At 60.5% G+C, this 18,459-nt stretch carries 13 protein-coding genes; 7 read left to right on the top strand and 6 right to left on the bottom strand.

Annotated elements, in window-relative coordinates; genetic code table 11:
* From KHO41_RS36760 to KHO41_RS36785, 6 genes are all read right to left on the bottom strand, one after another.
* Positions 1–3,534, bottom strand: a complete 3,534-nt coding sequence (locus KHO41_RS36760; RefSeq protein ID WP_244874198.1) for an ImcF-related family protein — start codon at positions 3,532–3,534, stop codon at positions 1–3.
* Entirely contained in the window at positions 3,531–4,439 is a 909-nt protein-coding gene (locus KHO41_RS36765; protein ID WP_211958147.1) for a hypothetical protein, read from the bottom strand. Before KHO41_RS36765 ends, KHO41_RS36760 begins: the two co-directional genes overlap by 4 nt.
* A 314-nt stretch (positions 4,440–4,753) precedes the next feature.
* A complete protein-coding gene (locus KHO41_RS36770) occupies positions 4,754–5,011 on the bottom strand; it encodes a PAAR domain-containing protein (protein WP_211958148.1) in 258 nt (85 codons plus the stop codon).
* A gap of 93 nt (positions 5,012–5,104) precedes the next feature.
* Positions 5,105–6,181, bottom strand: coding sequence for a T6SS immunity protein Tli4 family protein (locus KHO41_RS36775; protein ID WP_211958149.1), 1,077 nt, complete (start codon positions 6,179–6,181; stop codon positions 5,105–5,107).
* Complete coding sequence (locus KHO41_RS36780) at positions 6,178–8,640, bottom strand: phospholipase D-like domain-containing protein (RefSeq protein ID WP_211958150.1); 2,463 nt, start codon at positions 8,638–8,640, stop codon at positions 6,178–6,180. The genes KHO41_RS36775 and KHO41_RS36780 overlap by 4 nt, the downstream gene beginning before the upstream one ends.
* Before the next feature lie 3 nt (positions 8,641–8,643).
* Complete coding sequence (locus KHO41_RS36785) at positions 8,644–11,391, bottom strand: type VI secretion system Vgr family protein (RefSeq protein WP_244874199.1); 2,748 nt, start codon at positions 11,389–11,391, stop codon at positions 8,644–8,646.
* 299 nt (positions 11,392–11,690) lie between these two features.
* Here KHO41_RS36785 and tssB point away from each other — a divergent pair, with 299 nt between their 5' ends.
* From tssB to KHO41_RS36820, 7 genes are all read left to right on the top strand, one after another.
* Positions 11,691–12,197 (top strand): type VI secretion system contractile sheath small subunit, encoded by a 507-nt coding sequence (gene tssB, locus KHO41_RS36790; protein ID WP_211958151.1) that lies wholly within the window; start codon positions 11,691–11,693, stop codon positions 12,195–12,197.
* A 24-nt stretch (positions 12,198–12,221) separates the two neighbouring features.
* Positions 12,222–13,769, top strand: coding sequence for a type VI secretion system contractile sheath large subunit (gene tssC / locus KHO41_RS36795; protein WP_211958152.1), 1,548 nt, complete (start codon positions 12,222–12,224; stop codon positions 13,767–13,769).
* A 115-nt stretch (positions 13,770–13,884) separates the two neighbouring features.
* The gene (gene tssK / locus KHO41_RS36800; protein ID WP_211958153.1) at positions 13,885–15,231 is read left to right on the top strand and encodes a type VI secretion system baseplate subunit TssK; all 1,347 of its coding nucleotides are present in this window, start codon (positions 13,885–13,887) and stop codon (positions 15,229–15,231) included.
* Positions 15,228–15,875, top strand: a complete 648-nt coding sequence (locus KHO41_RS36805; protein ID WP_211958154.1) for a DotU/TssL family secretion system protein — start codon at positions 15,228–15,230, stop codon at positions 15,873–15,875. Before tssK ends, KHO41_RS36805 begins: the two co-directional genes overlap by 4 nt.
* 10 nt (positions 15,876–15,885) lie before the next feature.
* Complete coding sequence (locus KHO41_RS36810; RefSeq protein WP_244874200.1) at positions 15,886–17,607, top strand: OmpA family protein; 1,722 nt, start codon at positions 15,886–15,888, stop codon at positions 17,605–17,607.
* 6 nt (positions 17,608–17,613) lie between these two features.
* The gene (locus tag KHO41_RS36815; RefSeq protein WP_211958155.1) at positions 17,614–18,099 is read left to right on the top strand and encodes an Hcp family type VI secretion system effector; all 486 of its coding nucleotides are present in this window, start codon (positions 17,614–17,616) and stop codon (positions 18,097–18,099) included.
* A gap of 91 nt (positions 18,100–18,190) precedes the next feature.
* The gene (locus KHO41_RS36820; RefSeq protein ID WP_211958161.1) at positions 18,191–18,379 is read left to right on the top strand and encodes a hypothetical protein; all 189 of its coding nucleotides are present in this window, start codon (positions 18,191–18,193) and stop codon (positions 18,377–18,379) included.
* Positions 18,380–18,459: the final 80 nt, after the last annotated feature.

Below are 18,459 nucleotides of genomic sequence, written 5' to 3' on the forward strand. Positions count from 1 at the left end.
CTACTTGCGTGTTGTCGATGCCAAGCGTCCGGCAGGTTCCTTAGCGGCGAAGATCCGGGAAGGGAGCACGAATCCGCGCAGCCATAGCATTTCCAGCGGACCCTGACTCACGTCCGTGCGCAACTGATAGCTGATCGGATAGGCAAGGTCCGCCGACGCTGGCCGCTTTGCATCGCGTGCAATGAGGGCAGCGGCATCGGCCTGCACGGCATCTCCGCCCGCACCGGGCTTGCCCGTGCCAGTGCCCGCCCTTTGGTCCCCAGTGTCCGCGCTGGCTTGCCAGGTCAGCTGAAACGTCGCACTGTCGATTGGCACGACACGCGCGCGTTCCAGCATCCGCACCCAGCCCCAAGGCCCGCTGAACTCGTAGTTCTTGTTGGTGCCGGCCTTCTCGGTTTGCCATTGCAGCCTGGTGCCGGGCTCCTGCAGGTTGCTGGCCGGCCATGTCATGAATTGCCAGGCCTCGCGCTGGTTGTAGTAGTGCAGCTTCTGGTTGTCCACGGTCAGCAGCGTGTCCGTCAGGCCGGGCGTCGGAATCGGCTTGAGCTGGAAGCGATACGCGGGCTCGCCCTGCGCCAGCAGGTGGGCGGCAATATGCTGCAGCGTATTGATGCCCTTGAGAAAGGCGGGATCGAAGGTCATGGCCTGTCCTGCGGTGGCCGAGGGTACCCATTGATCCCCCTGCAACTCGAGCACGCCAGCAAGGTTCGTTGCCAGAAAGGCGTGGATCAGACCGCCTTGCGGGCGCAGGAAGCGCGCCAGTTCCGGCAGCGAGGCGTCATTGGCGGTGTCGGCGAACGGGTAGCGTCCTGCAAACGACCGGCCCCACGCCATCGCAATGTTCTGGCGCCATGCATCGTCCAGGCTTGCCTGGGCAGGCAGCAGGACCGCCTGAGTGGCCTGCGCGATCGGGCGCACGAACAGGGCGTCTCCCATGCCAGCCCATTGGTTGCCGAGGCTGGCCGCGATCAGCTGAGCATAGGCCTGGGTATCGGCCAGCTCCGAGCCCTTGCCTTGAAACAAGGCTTGGGCCATCTGGCGCGCCTGGGCATCGCCATCACTACTGGTGCTGATCTGCTGCAGGCGCAGCCGCAAGGCCGTCGCGCGATCCAGATAACGTTGCAGACTCAGGTCGCCCTGGTTGCCTTGGAGGCCCTGGCCGGGCTGGCCCACCAGCCGCAGCACTGGACCGAACGCGATCCCGAGCGGGCCGGCAGGGTCGGCATTGGCGACCTCCGGTACCTCGGTCTTCTTGCCGATCAGGTCGCGGGCCTTGTTGACCAGCGTGTCCGACAGCGAATCCTTGCGCGCCCCGGCGCCACCCTGGTACTCCAGCGACTTCATCAGCGCGATCACCGGCGACTGGCGCGCGTCGGCCAGGAGCTTGAGCTGGTCGATGACGGCAGGCAGCGTCGCCGCCGGCTCCCATTGCGCGCTGTTCATGAACTGCTGCCAATGGTCGGCGTACTCGGCGAAATACTGCTCGGTCAGGGCGGCCTGAAGGTCCTTGCCGGAACCTGAGTCGGCATCCGGCTGTGGCGGCTTGCCTCCCGTCAGCACCCAGTCGCTGGCGACTTGCTTGCGCTTGGCCGCTTGCTCGATGGCCGCTGCTACGTAGCCCTCATAGGCCTGCCGGGTGAAGACGCCGGGCACCAGCGCGACAGCGCGCAGCAACCCGCGCGGGTCCGTGCCGGCGGTCAGTGACGCCAGGGTCTGGTCGGGGTACTTGTTGCCAGCGCCGTTGATGATGCCCTGATAAATGGTGTCCTGGGCATTGCGCTCCCCGATCACCGCCAGCAGGGTCTGCCGTGCACCGGTCACCAGCTCGGCACGGGGCTCGATGCGCCAGTCCGGGTTGGCCTTCAGGTGTTCGGCGTAGAACCTGGCGAACCGCTCGGCCAGGTCCTGCTTCTGTCCAGGGGGAATCCTCGCGTCGGTGGTCCAGTGCTGCGCCAGTTGCTGCGCAAGGAATGCAGCATCCACTCGCTCCGGGTGGGCGAGCATTAGGTAGGCCTTGAGAGTGTCGTGTCCCTGCAGTGCCCACTTGCTGGTTTCTTCATTCAGGCCGCTGGTCTGCAGTTGCGACAGGTCGACCAGGGTCGCTTCCAGGTCCTGTGTCGCCGGCGCGACTAGGATGTCGCGGCTGGCCTTTGCGTAAGGTTTCCACAGCGCGGCCAGTACGTCGGCATCGCGGTTCAGGCCGAAGCGGGTGAAGAGCGGCGCGTGGTGTTGGACGCGGTACTCGTAGCGCTGGATTTGCTGTTGCAGGGTGTCCAGCGCCTGCAGGCGCGCGGCGGTGTTGGGCGCGGACTGAATGTCGTGCGCTGCTTGCTGGGCCATATGAAAATCGCGCCCATTCTCCAGCCCCGAGACCAGCATGCCGGCGGTCCACACGCCAACGGCGACCAACGCCAAGCCAGCGCATAGGGTGAGCGGATGCCATCCAGTTCGTCGCCCAGGTTGACGTTGTGCGGCTTCCCCCAGGTATTGCCAGAGCGGAAGGTCGGCACCTCGGTTGGCAGGCTCTTTTGCCTGCATAGGCACGGCATAGGGCGCAAAGGCTATACCACGAATAGGCAGTCGTCGATGTGCCGCGCCGGTCAATGTCCCAAGCCAGTGAGACAGTGCCTGCCCTCTGGTGTCTAGTTCCCGCGAGACGTTCCCTAAGTAGCGCTCGCCTCCGTTCTCGATCAGTTGCGGAATGCTGCGCTGTGCCAGGTCGGTCCGTAGCCTTTGCAGAGCATTGGCAATGGACGCCTCGTCGGCCTGTTTCGGAAACTCGCAGGCAATGACAGGGACAGTGTCATGGGAGATCTGACCGGTACGGGAGACATCGAGCGCATAGACCGGCGCGGAATAACGGAGCAGCTCCGTTATGCGGCTCAACCGAACGCGGTAAGCCTGCATGCCACTGCGTTCTGTCGATACCGGCGCATCGCCATTGATAACCGCAATCACGCTATCGACCGGACGGCGCCACCGCAACCTCCTTAGTTGCTTCAGCCATGTCCCATCGGGTTGGCCATTCTGTGTGCCTTTGCAGTACAACAAGACCACATCGTCTGTCACGAGCCAACCAGGGTCGGCCAAGTCGGGCACCAGTTGCTGAACGGATTCGTCGTCGCCTGTAATCAACAGCCATGGCTGGCGATAGCGCCAGAGCCATCCATTCCTGTGTCGCAACTCAGTCGACAGGGACCGTCGCAGGGGCGCCCATGCGGAGGTCTGGGACGAGCCTGATCCTGTTCTGTCGATTGGCGCAATACGCTGTGCGCGTAGCACGTCAGCGACCGCTCGCGCTGCCTTGCGATACTCCACAGCAGACAGTAACGGCATTGCAATTAGCAGGAGCGCCCCCACACCCAACACCCAGGCCATAGCTCGCCCGAGACTCCGGGGCGTTGTCAGGCCAATAGAGGGACCAAGCAGATAGATCAGCGTGCACAGGAGCGCGCAGATGAAAAATAGCGCCCATACCAGCCCATAGGGCAATCCCGCCCTTGGGGAGGCGCTCGGCGGTGTCGGAACGTTCATGACTTACCGAATCTCGAAGTGACCGCCGCCACGCGAAGCATCTTTTCCCGCTGACCGACAATCAGTTGTGACAATTGCGTCAAGCGTGCTTGCTCGGCCGCCAACGCTACGCCTAGCCAATCTGCGGCGGCGCCCGCATGACCCAGGGCAGCATCCACGTCGAGCATTTGGCTCGCGTCCTTCCCGGCGTTCGTCCACGCGGTCGTGGCAGCTGCATTGCCTGTGCTTTCGACACCCGAAACCCACATGGAGGCGGCGCCATCGACTGTGATCGCTCCCCATTGCAGAGCACTCTCGAAGGCGTTGCTGGCATCTTCAAATGCCGCTTGCGCGGGACGGTGCACGACAATTCCCTGTGCCTGTCCCATACGGGTCGCGGCGGCCTCGGAGGCAAACAGTAGGGCAACTCCGGCTTCCGTACTCCCGGCCGGGGGCACATCGTGCAGTTCAACGGACACCAGAAGCAAGGCCGCCCTTTCGCTTGCACCCGCATCGTCAAGCCAGGCATCAATATCCATCAAGCCCTGAGTCGATACGGATGGCCCGTCTGTTCGGCGATCCAATCCAGAACTCGCCCACGCGCGCCGCCAGGTCTCAAGTGCATCAGCTACTTCCACGACTGAAGGAAGAGCTAGGACGACGCCCAGGATCAATCGATCGGGAAGCGCCCGGATCGCCTCGACTGTTCTGTCGATCAGATCTAGGTAGAGAGTCTCCAGTCGCTCAAGAGCCGGAAGATGTTCTCCCCCTGCTGGCTCATCTAACTCCGCAAGACGCGAATGCTGAATGTGCGCCTGCGCAGCGTCCACGTATGAGGTTTCCAACGCGCTTTCTCGCTCCGCGATGCGCTCGGCAACGAAATCGATCCCAAGGGCTGTAGCGTAGGCACATTCGATCAAGTACAAGGGGCGCTGCCCGTGACCCATCGCAATATGGAGCCCTTCCGCCCGCATATCGTTATGTATCTGCGCGCTCGTCTTAGCATGCTCGTATAGCCCAAGCCGTAGGGAAAGCAAGGACGCGAAGGCGAGCGCCGGAACGGCGAGCAGCCAGGCCCAGAACGTAACGTCATGAATTGACCTGTCTGCCGGCCAAAGCCAAAGTGTCAGGCCAGCACCGGCCCCCATCGTGAAGACGAAAACAATCAGCCAAACGACGGTTGATGGTCCCCGATCTTGACAAGTGACTTGTGCTGGCAATCTGGATAAGTCCACCGGCATTAGGCGATACCCGTGTCCGGTGAAGAAGAAATTAGCGTGCAGCCACAGGCCGCTCTATGCCCATGAAATGAGACTGGGAGACCATCGTCGGTAAACGAGCCATCGCCCTCGATGATGACGTTTTCGCCGTGGGTGGGGCACGATACCCGGTCCCCCTTGCGAGCCACAGCAATCCCGTCGACTTCCATCGTTCCTGACCCGGTAAGCACTACGCCGCCATGGGAATTTTTGTCGCCTTTCCTGATGATTCCACTCATTTCTCTACCCAAGTTGATCGTCAACCCGCTATGGAAGAATTTCCTATTTCATGCCGCTCACTTTCGTCTGTGCATGACAGCAGGCTAGCAGCGCTAGTGTCTCTTGCGAAGCGACGACACAATCGCGTCTGCCATTTGCTTGAATTCATCCTTGGTCAATGGAGGAATCTTCTTCTGCCTGGCGACATCGGATCGTTGAATGACATAGACGTCGATCGAGTCCCACGCACCTTGCGGGTTGGCGATGGCTCGGAAACCATAGTCGATATTTCCATTTGGCCTCGTAATCTCGACAAGGCTACTGTAGCCCTCATAGTTCGCCATTTTGACCGCTGGAAACGGCCATTTCAGCGCGCGCACCTGTTTGATGCCAGGTTGCTGCTCCCAGAACACCTTGAGGCGATCCCGAATAAGTTCCCGATTTTCCTTTTCAGTCCGCTGCACGGTGGGGTCATCGCCGGCATCCGATATGAATACTTCAATGTCTGGATGTGCTTCGAGCACGCCTGATTCCAGAATTCGCTCATATCTCCCGCGATTCGTTGTCTCGATAAATGAAAAAGGAAGGCAAAGGCCCATACCGCTTGGAACCTCGAACAGTTCCCTAGGCCGGAACAGCTTGACTTTTTCCTCGAAGGTCAACTCACCAGCTTCCGCTTTTCCTTGTTGTGCTCCGGCGAGGCTGTAAACGCGATTTGATAGGTAGAAGTGACCGTAGATCAAGCGGCCGAATGTGCGCCCAATCGACTCGGGTGTATGAAGCGGATATGACTTGATGCTATCAGCAAACGCTTTCGCCTCGGCACTCCGCTCCAAGCGGGAATATATACGCGCATCCCTTAATGCACGTCGTATTATTTTCTCATATGCCTCATACAATTCCCCCTCAAGCTTTCTGAACTCATCTACGGTAACGCGTGATCCCGACGCTACCGGAAGGTCAAATCCTTGGTTATTTCCATTGACAATAACACCCACCGGATAGCTAAGATATTGCTCGGTAGGTTTGAAATCAGCAGGCAAATCGACACTGTGCAGCCCAACACATTCAGTTCTCCACCCAACCGGCGTCGCGGATGACGTCGGACTTTGCGCCATACAGCCCGCAGCCAACAGCAATGGCACACAAAGCGCAAATTTCGCATCTCTTAATGTCCGTGAAATCTTCATGCTGCGCCTCCACCACGTTCCGATTCAATAATGGCCAATACAACTTCCTCTTGACTTCCCGGGATGGTATTCTCCGCAGGGCGATCGGGCTTTGCCTCTGTTACGAGAGTATTATTCAGTCTCATGTCATTATTTTCTCCCCTAGTCCAAGCATAGGGTAGCGCCACGGCAAATCCCTTTACCCCTTCCAGGTCCGATCCCCCATTCGATCCCACAACCTTGCCCTTCCAAAAGCCGCCATCGAACGGCATTTGACTGACCGCTGATTGTGCGGCTGCCTTATCCGTGATTCGATTGAAAACGGGCCATATTGAAGCGTCACGTCTATTATTCTCTTCAAATGGACCAAAGTTTCTTGGAATATGAAGAAATGCTTTTTCATAAAGGTCTGCATTGTTGTCGGAAACCTCTTGAATGGATTTCCAGCTACTCGGACTACCAGGCTTTAAAATAGCATTCTTCAATGCACTAGCGGGCTTGACGCCGTTTCCATTTTCGGTCAAATGTACTCCGAAGATTTTTTCCCACGTGGAAACACGCAGCTTGTGCGCTAGATTCCTTGTCAGTCGTGGCTTGCCATCTCCCAATACATCCTTGTGGTCCTGCTGCGTATCAATGAGCAGCACCCCGAGTTCGGAATCCCGGTCCCCCAACAGGCTCCGATCATTGATGTTGGCGCTACCGAGAAGGACGTAACGATCGTCAACGATCATTAACTTGGAGTGCACATACACTTGCTCCGTCACCGGACGCCCATTTAGCTGGGTCCAGCTTCGCAGGTTTAGCAACGTGACAAACTTGAAGCACTCGTCGATCTCGATGTCTGCATATTTCAGGGTCACCTCACTTTCCTTGTGCAGGGCTTCCTTCAGTGCAGCCAGCTCTTTTCCGGTCTTGCACTGACCCTTCCTTGCATCAAATTCCCGCTTGGCCCATAGGTGTCGCCGAATCCGGTTCATCAAGCTGAATCGGCCAAAGACAAGGGTCTGCATGGTCCAGTGAACCTGGGTCGCAACGGCGCCGTCGTTCAGCTTTCCCTCGGGGTGCACAGGCAGCGTGATATACACGTGAAAGGGCTCCCCATGAGGATCAAAAATGGCACGCTTGATACGGTCACCCAAACATTGGCAAATGTTGTTCTGAATATTGTCATCGCCGCCGCTGTTCAAAGCCCGGGTCCCGTACTGGGATACCGAGCTGTGCATGATTTCACCGGGCCCAGCGTATCCTGGGCCCGGTGGCGGACTCGGGTCCCAATCCGATTGAGCACCATTCATTTGTCCAGCGGAACCGACACGCACCTGCGCGTCGCTGAAGTTGGAGACGAAGAACTGGTTTTCGATGTAGATGAAGTGCGTGCTATGCTCAATCAGCAACTGCATTGCCTGCAAATGGTCGCTCTGTACCGTACCTGTGTCGCACATTTCTCCAGGCGCACTGCGAAGAACCTGAACAATGCATCCTCCCTTACCTTGTGTCGGCTTGGACGCCGGTGCCAGTCGCAAGGAAGTTCGCTTCGTACCCCGATTCCAGCGAGAGACGAAGTTGCGGGTGAGTTCCTGTACAGCCGGCCCCGTGATTCTGACCTCCACGTCATTCCATGGCTGACGCGGTTGTCTCAAGGGATCAAGTCCTTCGGATGTCGTTGACAGCGGGAAGCCTGGCTTGTCCATGGCAACGCTTGATGCATAGGGGACCTGATAAGCCCCCCGCTCGATGGCTTCCCTGGCTATTCTGGCGTTTGTCTTGACCAAATAGGGAATGCCTACGTTCTCGTCCCATCCACCCGCCATGAGGTCCGGGTCGACAACTTCCGTACCGCCGCTCGCAACGTTGCCAACGGGCGCAACGCAGGCGTTGTAGCGATTGAGTCCTTTGCGGCCGTCAGCATCGGCACGCAAATTGAAATGCGTATCATCGTAGCGACCATAGGCGAGATCGATGCCCCCGACATAACCGATTTTTCGATCAATGACCACCTGCTTTTGATGATGGCTATAGAACGCAGTGTTTGTCGGAGCAACGGACGCCGCGAGGTGAACAAATACCTGTTCCCGCTTTAACGTCGTATTAATGCTCTCTAGGGCATTCTTTGTCTGATCGTCAAACGTCTGCACCGGGGGGGAATCATTCCACGGCATGACATAGACCTTCAGGCTGGGGTTGGCCTTGGCAGCGGACAGCAGCACGTCATACAGACGCTTGCCCGGGGCGAGCTGTGCATCCCAGTTGACTTGCCAGCCAGCGATGTAGACGCTCTCCTTGGCAGCCCCAATGTCGACAATAAGTTCGGCGAAATAGTCCTTCCCACACACGTAGTACTTGACGTCGTTACCTTCCAGTGGCTGAGAGAAGCCATTGACAACTTGGAGAGACCCGGTCACGGCGGCCGTGTAGGGGGTACCATCTGTTCCGATGATCTGATGAACCTGGCGCTTCTTTCCTTTGCCATCGGGCATGACTTACGCTCCCTTGATCCTGTTGAGGGCGGCCTTGCCGCCGATGTTGAGTAGAGCCGCGATCTGCTCGCCGGCCGGCCCGGCAATGTCCGCTCCGTTCACGCTGTGCATGCTGTCCGTGTAGCCCATCGCATTGAGGGTGCGTTCGTAGGCTTGGTGGGCGCTCCAGTCGGACGACTCTTGGTCGAGTACCAGTTCATGGGCACGTCCATTAGCAACGATCCAGATGTGATTGGGTCTTTCGTCGTATGCCGCCTTAAGCTTCTCCATGTCAGCTGCAACAAGCGGTAGCATTCCCGCCGCGTTCACCGTGCCCGTCAACAATGGCTCAAAGCCGAGAACAGCTTCTTCGGCGCTCTCCGCCTGCACGATTGACCACGGTGTATGAGCGAGATAACCGCCTTGCTCGCCCGGAATGTCTGGCATCATCAGACTGAACTTCGCTGCGGTCGCGGGCAACGCTGTGCGCGGCAGTGTCGGCAGCCTCAAGTTCAGGCTGGCCGGACCGGTCTTCTTGAAGGTCGCGCACTTGAACTTGAGATCGCCAGGGCAGGCGATCTCAATGTTCCCGTTCTCCAGTTTGATGTAAGCGCCTCCACTGGCCAACGTGACTGACTTTTCACCGAGGGCTAGCACCTGACCTTCCACGCTGGCGACCTTCACATCCTTCTTGCCTGTCAAGGTCAGTTCATCATCCTGGGCCTGCACTTCCACCTTGCCTTTCGCAGCAAACAGCTTCATGCCAAGCTTCTTGGCAAACAGTGACACGGCTTCCCCCGCCGCCAGCGTGATCGTCTTGATTACGCCGATATCGGCGTTGCCACCCGCCGTTGCGAATAGATTTCCCGTTGCTGATACTTGCAGGTGACCTCCGCTCGTCAACGCCATCCCTGCCGGTGCAGTAGCCAGGAGACCCGCGCCTCTCAACTCCATCAAAGTCTGCTCGAACAGTTGCTTTTGCTTCTCGAATTCGGCGGCGTGCGCCTGCGCAGCCTGAGCAGCCTTCGCCATCGCTTGCATGTGATCAAGGGCGAGATTCAACTGCTTTTCCGCTCCCTGCATATCCAACTGCTTTCCTGTGGCGGCGGGCCGGTCTTCCGCCGAGATCAGCAGGCCTTTGCCCCCACGTACGGCGCCCCATCCGGACGTGCGTAGCTCGAAGCCGTCGCCGCGTTTCTGCTTCTTTCCGTCAACCAGGTAGCCCAGATTGAGTTGGGTCTTGCCGCCATACTCGGTCGAGAGCTTGATGCTCTCCTGACCTTCCCAGTCCTCCATGCGCAGCTTGTTGTTGCTCTGCGTGCGGATGACATTGCGCGACAGCCACCGGTCTTCGGTGGTGATGTGGTCGCCCTGCTGGCTGTTGTGGTGGGCGGCGGCGATATACGGCTTGTTTAGGTTCCCGTCGGTGAAGGCGATGGCGACCTCGGTGCCGTCCAACAGCGGGAAGTGGAAGCCGGTCTGGAACCCGCCTGCGAAGGGCTTGGCGAGGCGCAGCGGCACGCTCTCGCCGCCGGAAGGCCATTCCTCGAAGTCCAGGTCGAAGCGGACCGTGTAATGGCCATCCTGGGTCAGGTAGGCGTACTTGTACTTGTTCGGTGACGTGACGCGTGCACTGAGCGTGCCGGCTATGCGCGGCCAGTTCGCTTCGTCCAGCGGCAGGCGGAAGCGCCGGTCGGACGGAATGGACTTGAAGGAATTGCGGTAGGCCTGATCGCGCGCGCCGCTGTGCGTGACCTCGGTGATCACCTGACCGTTGGGCGCATCGGGGAGCGCAAGGTTCAGGCGCAGGATGCGCGCCGGGCGCAACTCCAGCACGTTGCTCTCGCCCTCGTAGACGACTTGCCCGGCTATGGCCGCCTCGTGGCGCAACTGCGCTTCCCACTTGGCGCTGTCCTGATCCAGGTGGTGCGTGCCATAGAAGTATGGCTGCCCGTAGGTCGTGCGGTCCTTGCGCGCGATGTTCGCCTCGGCCTGGAAGCGCTCGTAGGCTTGCGCCGGGTTGCGGTCAGCGGCCCGGACCGATTGCGCCACCGTCCTGGCGACGGTCTTGATGGCATAGACGGCTTCCACCCCGGATTCCAGCCCGGCCGTCTCCTGATACGGTGGCCGCAGTTCCGGCTGGTAGAGGTAGTGGTCGATATCGTCCGCCACCACCCAGTTTTCCCCGAATTTTCCCGGCACAAAGTAGCTGTACAGCCCTTCCTGCTCCATCAGCAGGCGGATGTAGTCCCAGTCGGACATCTGGTACTGGAGTCGGAACTTGTGCTGCGGATACTGGCGGCGCGTCTTGAAGGCGAACTGGTGCCCCTTGAGGTCGTGCCGGCGCAGGATGGCCTCGATGATCTGCGGCGCGGTCTTGTGCTGATAGACACGGCTGGCATGCGTGAGCCGCAAGCGCGCCACAAGAGGCTCCACGACCATTTCATAGGCGGCGAAGTCGCGCGTCTGCCTGGTCTTGGCGAAGCGGGTAATGCAGCCGGCAAACCGGCGAGGCTCGTCACCGTCGGCGGCGTCGATGACGAACGCCGCATCGCGCCCAAGATAGTCCGCGCGGTCCAGTTCCAGCGGATGCGTCAGCTGCACGGTCACCACATAGGGTTCACCCAGGCGCTCCACGGCCTCGAACGACACCACTGAAAGCGCGGCGGCAGTGGGCGCGCTGGGGACCTCCAGGAAATACGCCTGTCGACCGGCAATTCCCTTGAGCAGGTCGCTCCCAGTCGCCTTTAGTTCCTCCGCCACACCAGCCATCGTTCCTTTGCTCCGTTCTCAACGTGATCGAACCCTGCCGTAGAGCGGCAATTCGTGCGTTCTCACGTTCTCCTCGGGCGGACGGTACGCTAGTTTCTTACGGACGCAGACATATCTAAGACAAATTTCGATTTAAATCAATGATCCGCCCATTCATCTTTTAATTTAGGAAATTTCATATATTTTCCGCTGACCTGCCATGTTACTTATCACAGCGGATCGCCCGCGCCGGACTTCAGCATATGGATCTGGTTTCATGATCCAAGCAACTTTTGAATCAGAGATAAGAGGGAGAAAAGATGGCTGAAAGTTTCCAGAATGAAGTGCCCAAAGCACGGATCAACATCAAGCTGGACCTGCATACCGGCGGTGCGCAGAAGAAGGTCGAGTTGCCGCTCAAGATGCTGGTGATGGGCGACTACAGCAATGGACAGGACACCCGCGCCCTTGCCGAGCGCGAGAAGGTATCGATCAACAAGAACAACTTCAATTCCGTCCTCGCCGATTTCAATCCCAAGGCCAGGATTGCAGTCGGAAACACGCTGGCCGGCGATGGCTCGGAACTGCCAGTCGACCTTGACTTCAAGTCCATGGACGACTTCAAACCGGAAGTTGTGGCTGGCCGCGTACCCGAGTTGCGGGCGTTGATGGCCGCGCGTAACCTGCTGCGCGACCTCAAGTCGAATCTGCTCGACAACGCGATGTTTCGCCGCGAGCTGGAAAAGATCCTCAAGGATCCGTCCCTGTCCGAGCGCCTGCGTGCCGATCTGCAAAGGATTGGCGAGAACGCCCCGACCGCCCAGTAATCAGCCTATTTAGGATTGAATCCCATGGCCAAACAAGAGATTTCTGCACTCGCTCACAGCGAGGTTGACACCGTTGTGCTGGACGCGCCTGGCAAGACCCTCTACGAATCCCTTTGCGAAAAGATCAACCTGACCCCGGTCAGGAGCGCACGTCCGGTGGAATCCTTCCAGAGCCCCGAGGCGCTGTCCGATTCATCGCTGGATGAGCGTGTCGCCCAAGCGATGAACGTGTTCCTGAAGATGATCCAGGATTCATCGCAGCAGGTGGACCGGCTCGACAAGAGCCTGCTGGATTTTCATATCGCACACCTGGACGAGCAGATCAGCCGCCAGCTCGATGCGATCATGCATCACGAAACATTCCAGCAGATCGAGTCGGCCTGGCGCGGGCTGAAGTTCCTGGTCGACCGCACGGACTTCCGCAAGAACGTCAAGATCGAGGTGCTGGATGCTTCCAAGGAAGCATTGCGGCAGGACTTCGAAGACACGCCGGAGGTGATCCAGAGCGGTCTGTACCTGCATACGTATATCCAGGAATACGACACGCCGGGCGGCGAGCCGATCGGCTCGATCATCTCGAACTACGCGTTCGATCGCAGCCCCCATGACATCGCACTGCTGCGCAATATCTCGAAGGTTTCGGCGGCAGCCCACATGCCGTTCATTGGATCGGTGTCACCGAAGTTCTTTGGCAAGGACTCGATGGAGGACGTGGCCAGCATTCGCGACATCGGCAACTATTTCGACCGTGCCGAATACCTGAAGTGGAAGAGCTTCCGCGATTCGGACGATGCCCGCTACATCGGCCTGACGCTGCCGCGCTTCCTCGCACGTTTGCCCTATGGCCCCGAAACGGTGCCCGTGCGCGCCTTCAACTATACCGAGGCCGTCAAGGGCCCCGATCACAATCGCTACCTGTGGGCCAATGCCTCGTTCGCCTTTGCCGCGAACATGGTGCAGAGCTTCATCAAAAACGGCTGGTGTGTGCAGATTCGCGGACCGCAGGCCGGCGGTCTGGTCGAGGACCTGCCGATTCACCTGTATGACTTGGGGACCGGTAACCAGGCCAAGATCCCGACCGAGGTGCTGATCCCGGAAACGCGCGAGTTCGAGTTCGCCAACCTGGGCTTCATCCCGCTGTCGTACTACAAGAACCACGACTTCGCTTGCTTCTTTTCGGCGCACTCCACGCAGAAACCGGCGCTCTATGACACCAGCGAGGCCACCGCCAACAGCCGGGTCAATGCGCGCCTGCCATACATCTTCCTGCTGTCACGGATCGCCCACTACCTGAAGTTGATTCAGCGCGAGAACATCGGCACCACCAAGGACAGGCGCCTGCTGGAGCTGGAGCTGAACACGTGGGTCAAAACGCTGGTGACAGAAATGACCGATCCGGGCGACGAGCTGCAGGCCTCGCATCCGCTGCGCGAGGCGAAGGTGATTGTCGAGGATATCGAGGACAACCCGGGCTTCTTCCGCGTCAAGCTCTTCATCGTGCCGCACTTCCAGATCGAGGGCATGGACATCAACCTGTCGCTGGTGTCGCAGATGCCGAAGGCGAAGAACTGAGTGCACTGAACCGGTTCGCCAGCACCGCTGCACATTGCGTGGAGGAAAGTCCTCCATGCAATGCGCAGCCTCAGCCACGATGACGCGCCTCAGACTGCGCGGCGATTGATCACACATGAAGATAACGAGACCGCTGTGGGCACAAGGCATTTTCATGACTCCACAGCATTTTCAGCAGCAAGCGCTGTGGGAGCGCCATACCGACGAGCTGGTTGCGCGCATTGCGTGTCCCGAGCCGTGGGGCACCGTTCGCGTCGCGCTCGACCCGCAAGCGCTATCCATCCACCGACTGGCCGTCAATGCCTTGACTGTGCGCCTGCCCGACGGAACGGTGATTGACACGGAAACCGCGGACCGCACGCCAGCGGCACGTGATCTCGCCGATGTGCCGACCAGTGTCGATGCCGCAGTCGTACTGGTCGGCCTGCCGCTGGTCGACGCCCAGGGTGGCAACTGCATGGAGGACGGCGAGCGTCCCGCCCGGCCACGACGCTTCGTGCGCGAGTATCTGTCAGTGGCCGATCTGCATGGCGAAGGCAAGGAAGAGATTAGCGTCGAGCGGCACGCGCTCGCACTGCTCTTCGATTTCGAGGCGCACGGCGACTATGTGACCTGCCCGATCGCCCGGCTGATCCGCACGCCGCACGGGCGATTTGAACTCGACCCGACATTCGTGCCGCCGTGCTTGTTTGTTGCTGCGAGCGATAGGCTTACCGAGCGGATGAAGCGGCTCTCGGAGATCCTTGCCGCCAAGAGTGCGAGCCTGGCCGTGCGCCGAAGGGAGCGCTCGGACCAGATTGCCGACTTCGCCGTGGCAGATGTGGCGCTCTTCTGGCTGCTGCATAGCGTCAACAGCAGTTGGCCGGATCTGGCGCGCCTGTGTGCAGCGCCGCAGCAACATCCGGAACGACTCTATGGCGTGCTCGCCCGCCTGGCCGGGGCGCTGCTGACTTTCTCGACCACCGAGACATTGCAGGCCATTCCTGCTTACAACCACTTGGCGCCAGAACCGGTATTCGCGGAACTGGAATCGCTCATCCGCACGCTGCTCGACACAGTCATCCCGTCGCGGGTGGTTCCCGTTGCGCTGGAACGAACAAGGCCCACGGCCTGGGTCGGCAAGATCCTCGACGAGCGGCTGGTAGAAGGCGCCGAGTATTACTTGTCCGTCCAGGCAGGCTTGCCCGCTCACACACTGCTCGAACAGCTGCCTCGCCTGTGCAAGGCAGGTGCGCCAGACGAGGTCGAACAGATCGTCAACTCAGCGCTGCCGGGTATTCCTTTGCGCACCATGTCTCGCCTTCCCGCAGCGATTCCGGTCCGTGTCGAAAATCAGTACTTCGCACTGGACAGCGCGCATCCGGCCTTCCAGCGCATGCTGGCCGCGCGCGCGTGCCAGTTCTATGTTCCGGCCTCCGTGCCGGACGTATCGCTTGAACTTTTTGCGGTATTGCCGGCATGACGACGCTTACTACCATTCTGCCTCTCGCCCTGCGCGACACGGCCTTGACCGTTACGGAACTTGCCGGCGAAGCCAAGCCGGAGACTTTCGAGACCTTCCGGACCAGGTGCCTTGAGCACTTGAGCCGCCTGCGTGAAGAGTTCCACGCGGCCGGGCATTCGACGGCCGTGGTCGAGGATGCGGCCTACGCCCAATGCGCGTTGCTGGACGAGGTGGCTTTGCGCAGTCTGCAAGCCAAGGAACGTGATGCCTGGGAACGTGAACCTCTGCAGGTCAAGGAGTTCCAGAGCCATGACGCTGGCGAGGAACTGATTGCCCGCATCGAGCGCCGATTGGCCGAACCCCAGCCGGTGTTGCCCCTGCTGGCCGTCTTTTACACCGTGCTGGGGCTGGGCTTCCAGGGCAAGTTCACGCTGGATGGCACCGGCGCCCGCGAGCGGCTGATGCGTGCCATCGACGAGCGCCTGGAGCGTGGCGGCGTTCAAAGGAACACGGGGCCGGTGATCGTTACCAGTGGACAGGCAAGCGGATGGCGAGGCCTGTCGCCATTGGCCTGGGTGGGCATCGCCCTGGCTGGTGCGGCTCTGGTCTATGTGGCGCTGGACCGATGGCTGGCCGTGTCGATCGCCCAGCTCGGTGGCTGAAAGGGTGTTCGTGACAGGCTATCCCTATCGCACGCTTTTCAGTTGGGTCGCGGCGCTCGCGCTGGCCTGGCTGGCGCTCAGCTCTCCCTGGGCGATGACCTGGAACCTGCTGCTGGCCGGGCTCGTCATCGTGCTGGCGCTTGTGACTATCGTGCTTGCGACGCGGCGTGCGCATGCCCGCAGCCAGGCGTCGCGGGCCGTGCTGGAGGCCATCCACGTGTCGTTGGACACGCTTCCGGGAGACATTCGCCAAAACACGCCGATCGTGCTGACCGTGGGCGACAGCGTGCCCGCGCTGGCGTTTGGCGAACCGCTGGTCCGGATGACGGACACCACGATCTGGGTGCGCGTCGACGAGCCCACCAGGCTGGCCTACGTGGCCGACGCGCTCAAGCGCTGGCGCGAGGGCCAGGGGCCCGATGCCGTCGCCTGCCTGGTAGGCGCGGATCAGGCACGCGATCCCGCTACGCTCAGCGCCGGACTCAGGCGTTGGCGTGCTGCTATCGGCGAGGCCAGTCATGCCGTCGGTTATCCGCTGCCCGTCTGCGTCGCCGTGTACGCGGAAGAAGCCGGCGGCCCGCCCGATGACTGCCCGTGGTTTGGCATCTCTGGCGGGAGCCTGCCCGCGGGAGAAGCGCTGTGCGACCAGCTGGCCGACCGCCTTGCACAGTATCCGCAGGTGGCAGCGCCCGTTGACCGTGCGGAGCGCATGGGGCGCGCCGCACGCCTGGATGCGCTCGTCAGGTGGGCGTCCGGCACATTGTTGCCGGCCTTGCGGGATGACGGGCGGGACTCAGGGCGAAGCGGTCGGCCGGTTCGCGTGGCGGCCTTCGGCGTGACTGCCGTGAAAGGCATCCCGGCTCCTGATTCGCTCTACGCCCGTTTCGTGACGCAGCTCACCGGATTGGTAACGCCAGCACGGGAAGGGAATAGGGCGTCCTATCCATTGCCGGATGCGTTGATCCGTGGCATTGCCGTGCAGCCAGTGCGGCGCGCCTTGCCGAGCGCGTTGGCACACGCCTTTGCCTGGCTGGCCCTGGGCTTCTGCGCGGCCGCAGCCGCGTCGGCCTGGCAGAACCGCGTATTGGTGGCCCGCGTCTTTGGCGACATGGCCCACTACCGCACCATCAGCGCGGAGCACGACGCCGCACGCGTTGACGCGTTGCAGGCGCTCAAGCGCGATCGAGATGAACTCGAGCAGTATCAGAGCGCTGGCGTGCCGCCACGGCTCGGGCTGGGCTTCTATCGGGGCGCGAACCTGCTGGCCCCCGTCAACGCCCTGATCGCAGGCTATCAGCCGCCAGCACCACCGCCTTCGACCATCGAACTGAACAGCCTCTCGCTGTTCAAGAGCGGCAGCGCGGCGCTCAATCCCGGGTCCAACCGCGTCCTGATCGGCGCGCTGGAGCTGATCAAGGCTCACCCGGACAAGCGCGTGCTGGTCGCTGGACACACCGACGCCGTAGGCGCCGCCCAATCAAACCTCAAGCTGTCCGAGGCACGTGCCGCCTCGGTGCGCGACTGGCTCGCCGATGCGGCCGGTCTGCCGGTGACGCACTTCGCAATCCAGGGCTATGGCGACACCCGTCCCAAGGCACCCAACGATACGGAAGCCGGACGTTCGGCCAACCGCCGTGTCGAGATTACCCTCGTCCCAGATTGCCGCGATGACCGTCGCGGCGTTCAGGCAACTTTGGGCCAGTCGGCCTGTTCATTCCAGCAAAAGGAGTAGGAAGCAATGGCAATTCCCGCATATATGTGGATCAAGGACGACGGCGGAGCCGATATCAAGGGCTCGGTCACCGTGTCCGGCCGCGAGGGCAGCGTCGAAGTCGTCGCCTTCGACCACGCCGTCAACATCCCAACCGACTCGAACACCGGCAAGCTGACCGGCACCCGCGTGCACAAGCCGATCGTGTTCACTAAGGAAACGGACGCCTCGACCCCCTACCTGTACAAGGCGGTCACCAGCGGACAGACGCTGAAGTCGATTGAAATCAAGTGGTACAAGATCGATGACGCCGGCAAGGAGAAGGAGTACTTCAACACCAAGCTGGAAAACGTCAAGGTGGTCGGCGTGACGCCGAAGATGCTGGACATCAAGAACCCGGCCTACGAAAAGCACAACCATCTCGAGGACATCGAGCTGCGCTACGAGAAGATCACCTGGTCGTATAAGGACGGCAACATCATCCACGCCGACAGCTGGAACGAGCGCTCATAAGCGCCACATAGCCGGTGCCTGACACCGGACCGCAATGCGTGCGGCACCTGACACCAGTTGCCGCACTTCACTTTCTCTTCTGCAGTTCGCCATGACCACCCGTGACTATTCCCCGTTTCTGCGCCGCCTGAATGCGCACTGCGCCCATGCGCTGGCCGATGCCGCCAGCCTTTGTGAAACGCGAGCCCACCGGGACATCGAGGTCGAGCACTGGCTGGTCAAGTTGCTGGAACTCGGCGAAGGCGACCTGCTAGGGCCTGTTCACACTAATTTGATTTAGTTGTATGCTTCGGTGATGGAAATCACCGAAGCCCAATATCGACAGATTGAACACTGCTTGCCTCGCCAGCGTGGCAACGT

This window comes from Cupriavidus numazuensis (assembly GCF_905397435.1).
Taxonomy (GTDB): Bacteria; Pseudomonadota; Gammaproteobacteria; order Burkholderiales; family Burkholderiaceae; genus Cupriavidus; species Cupriavidus numazuensis.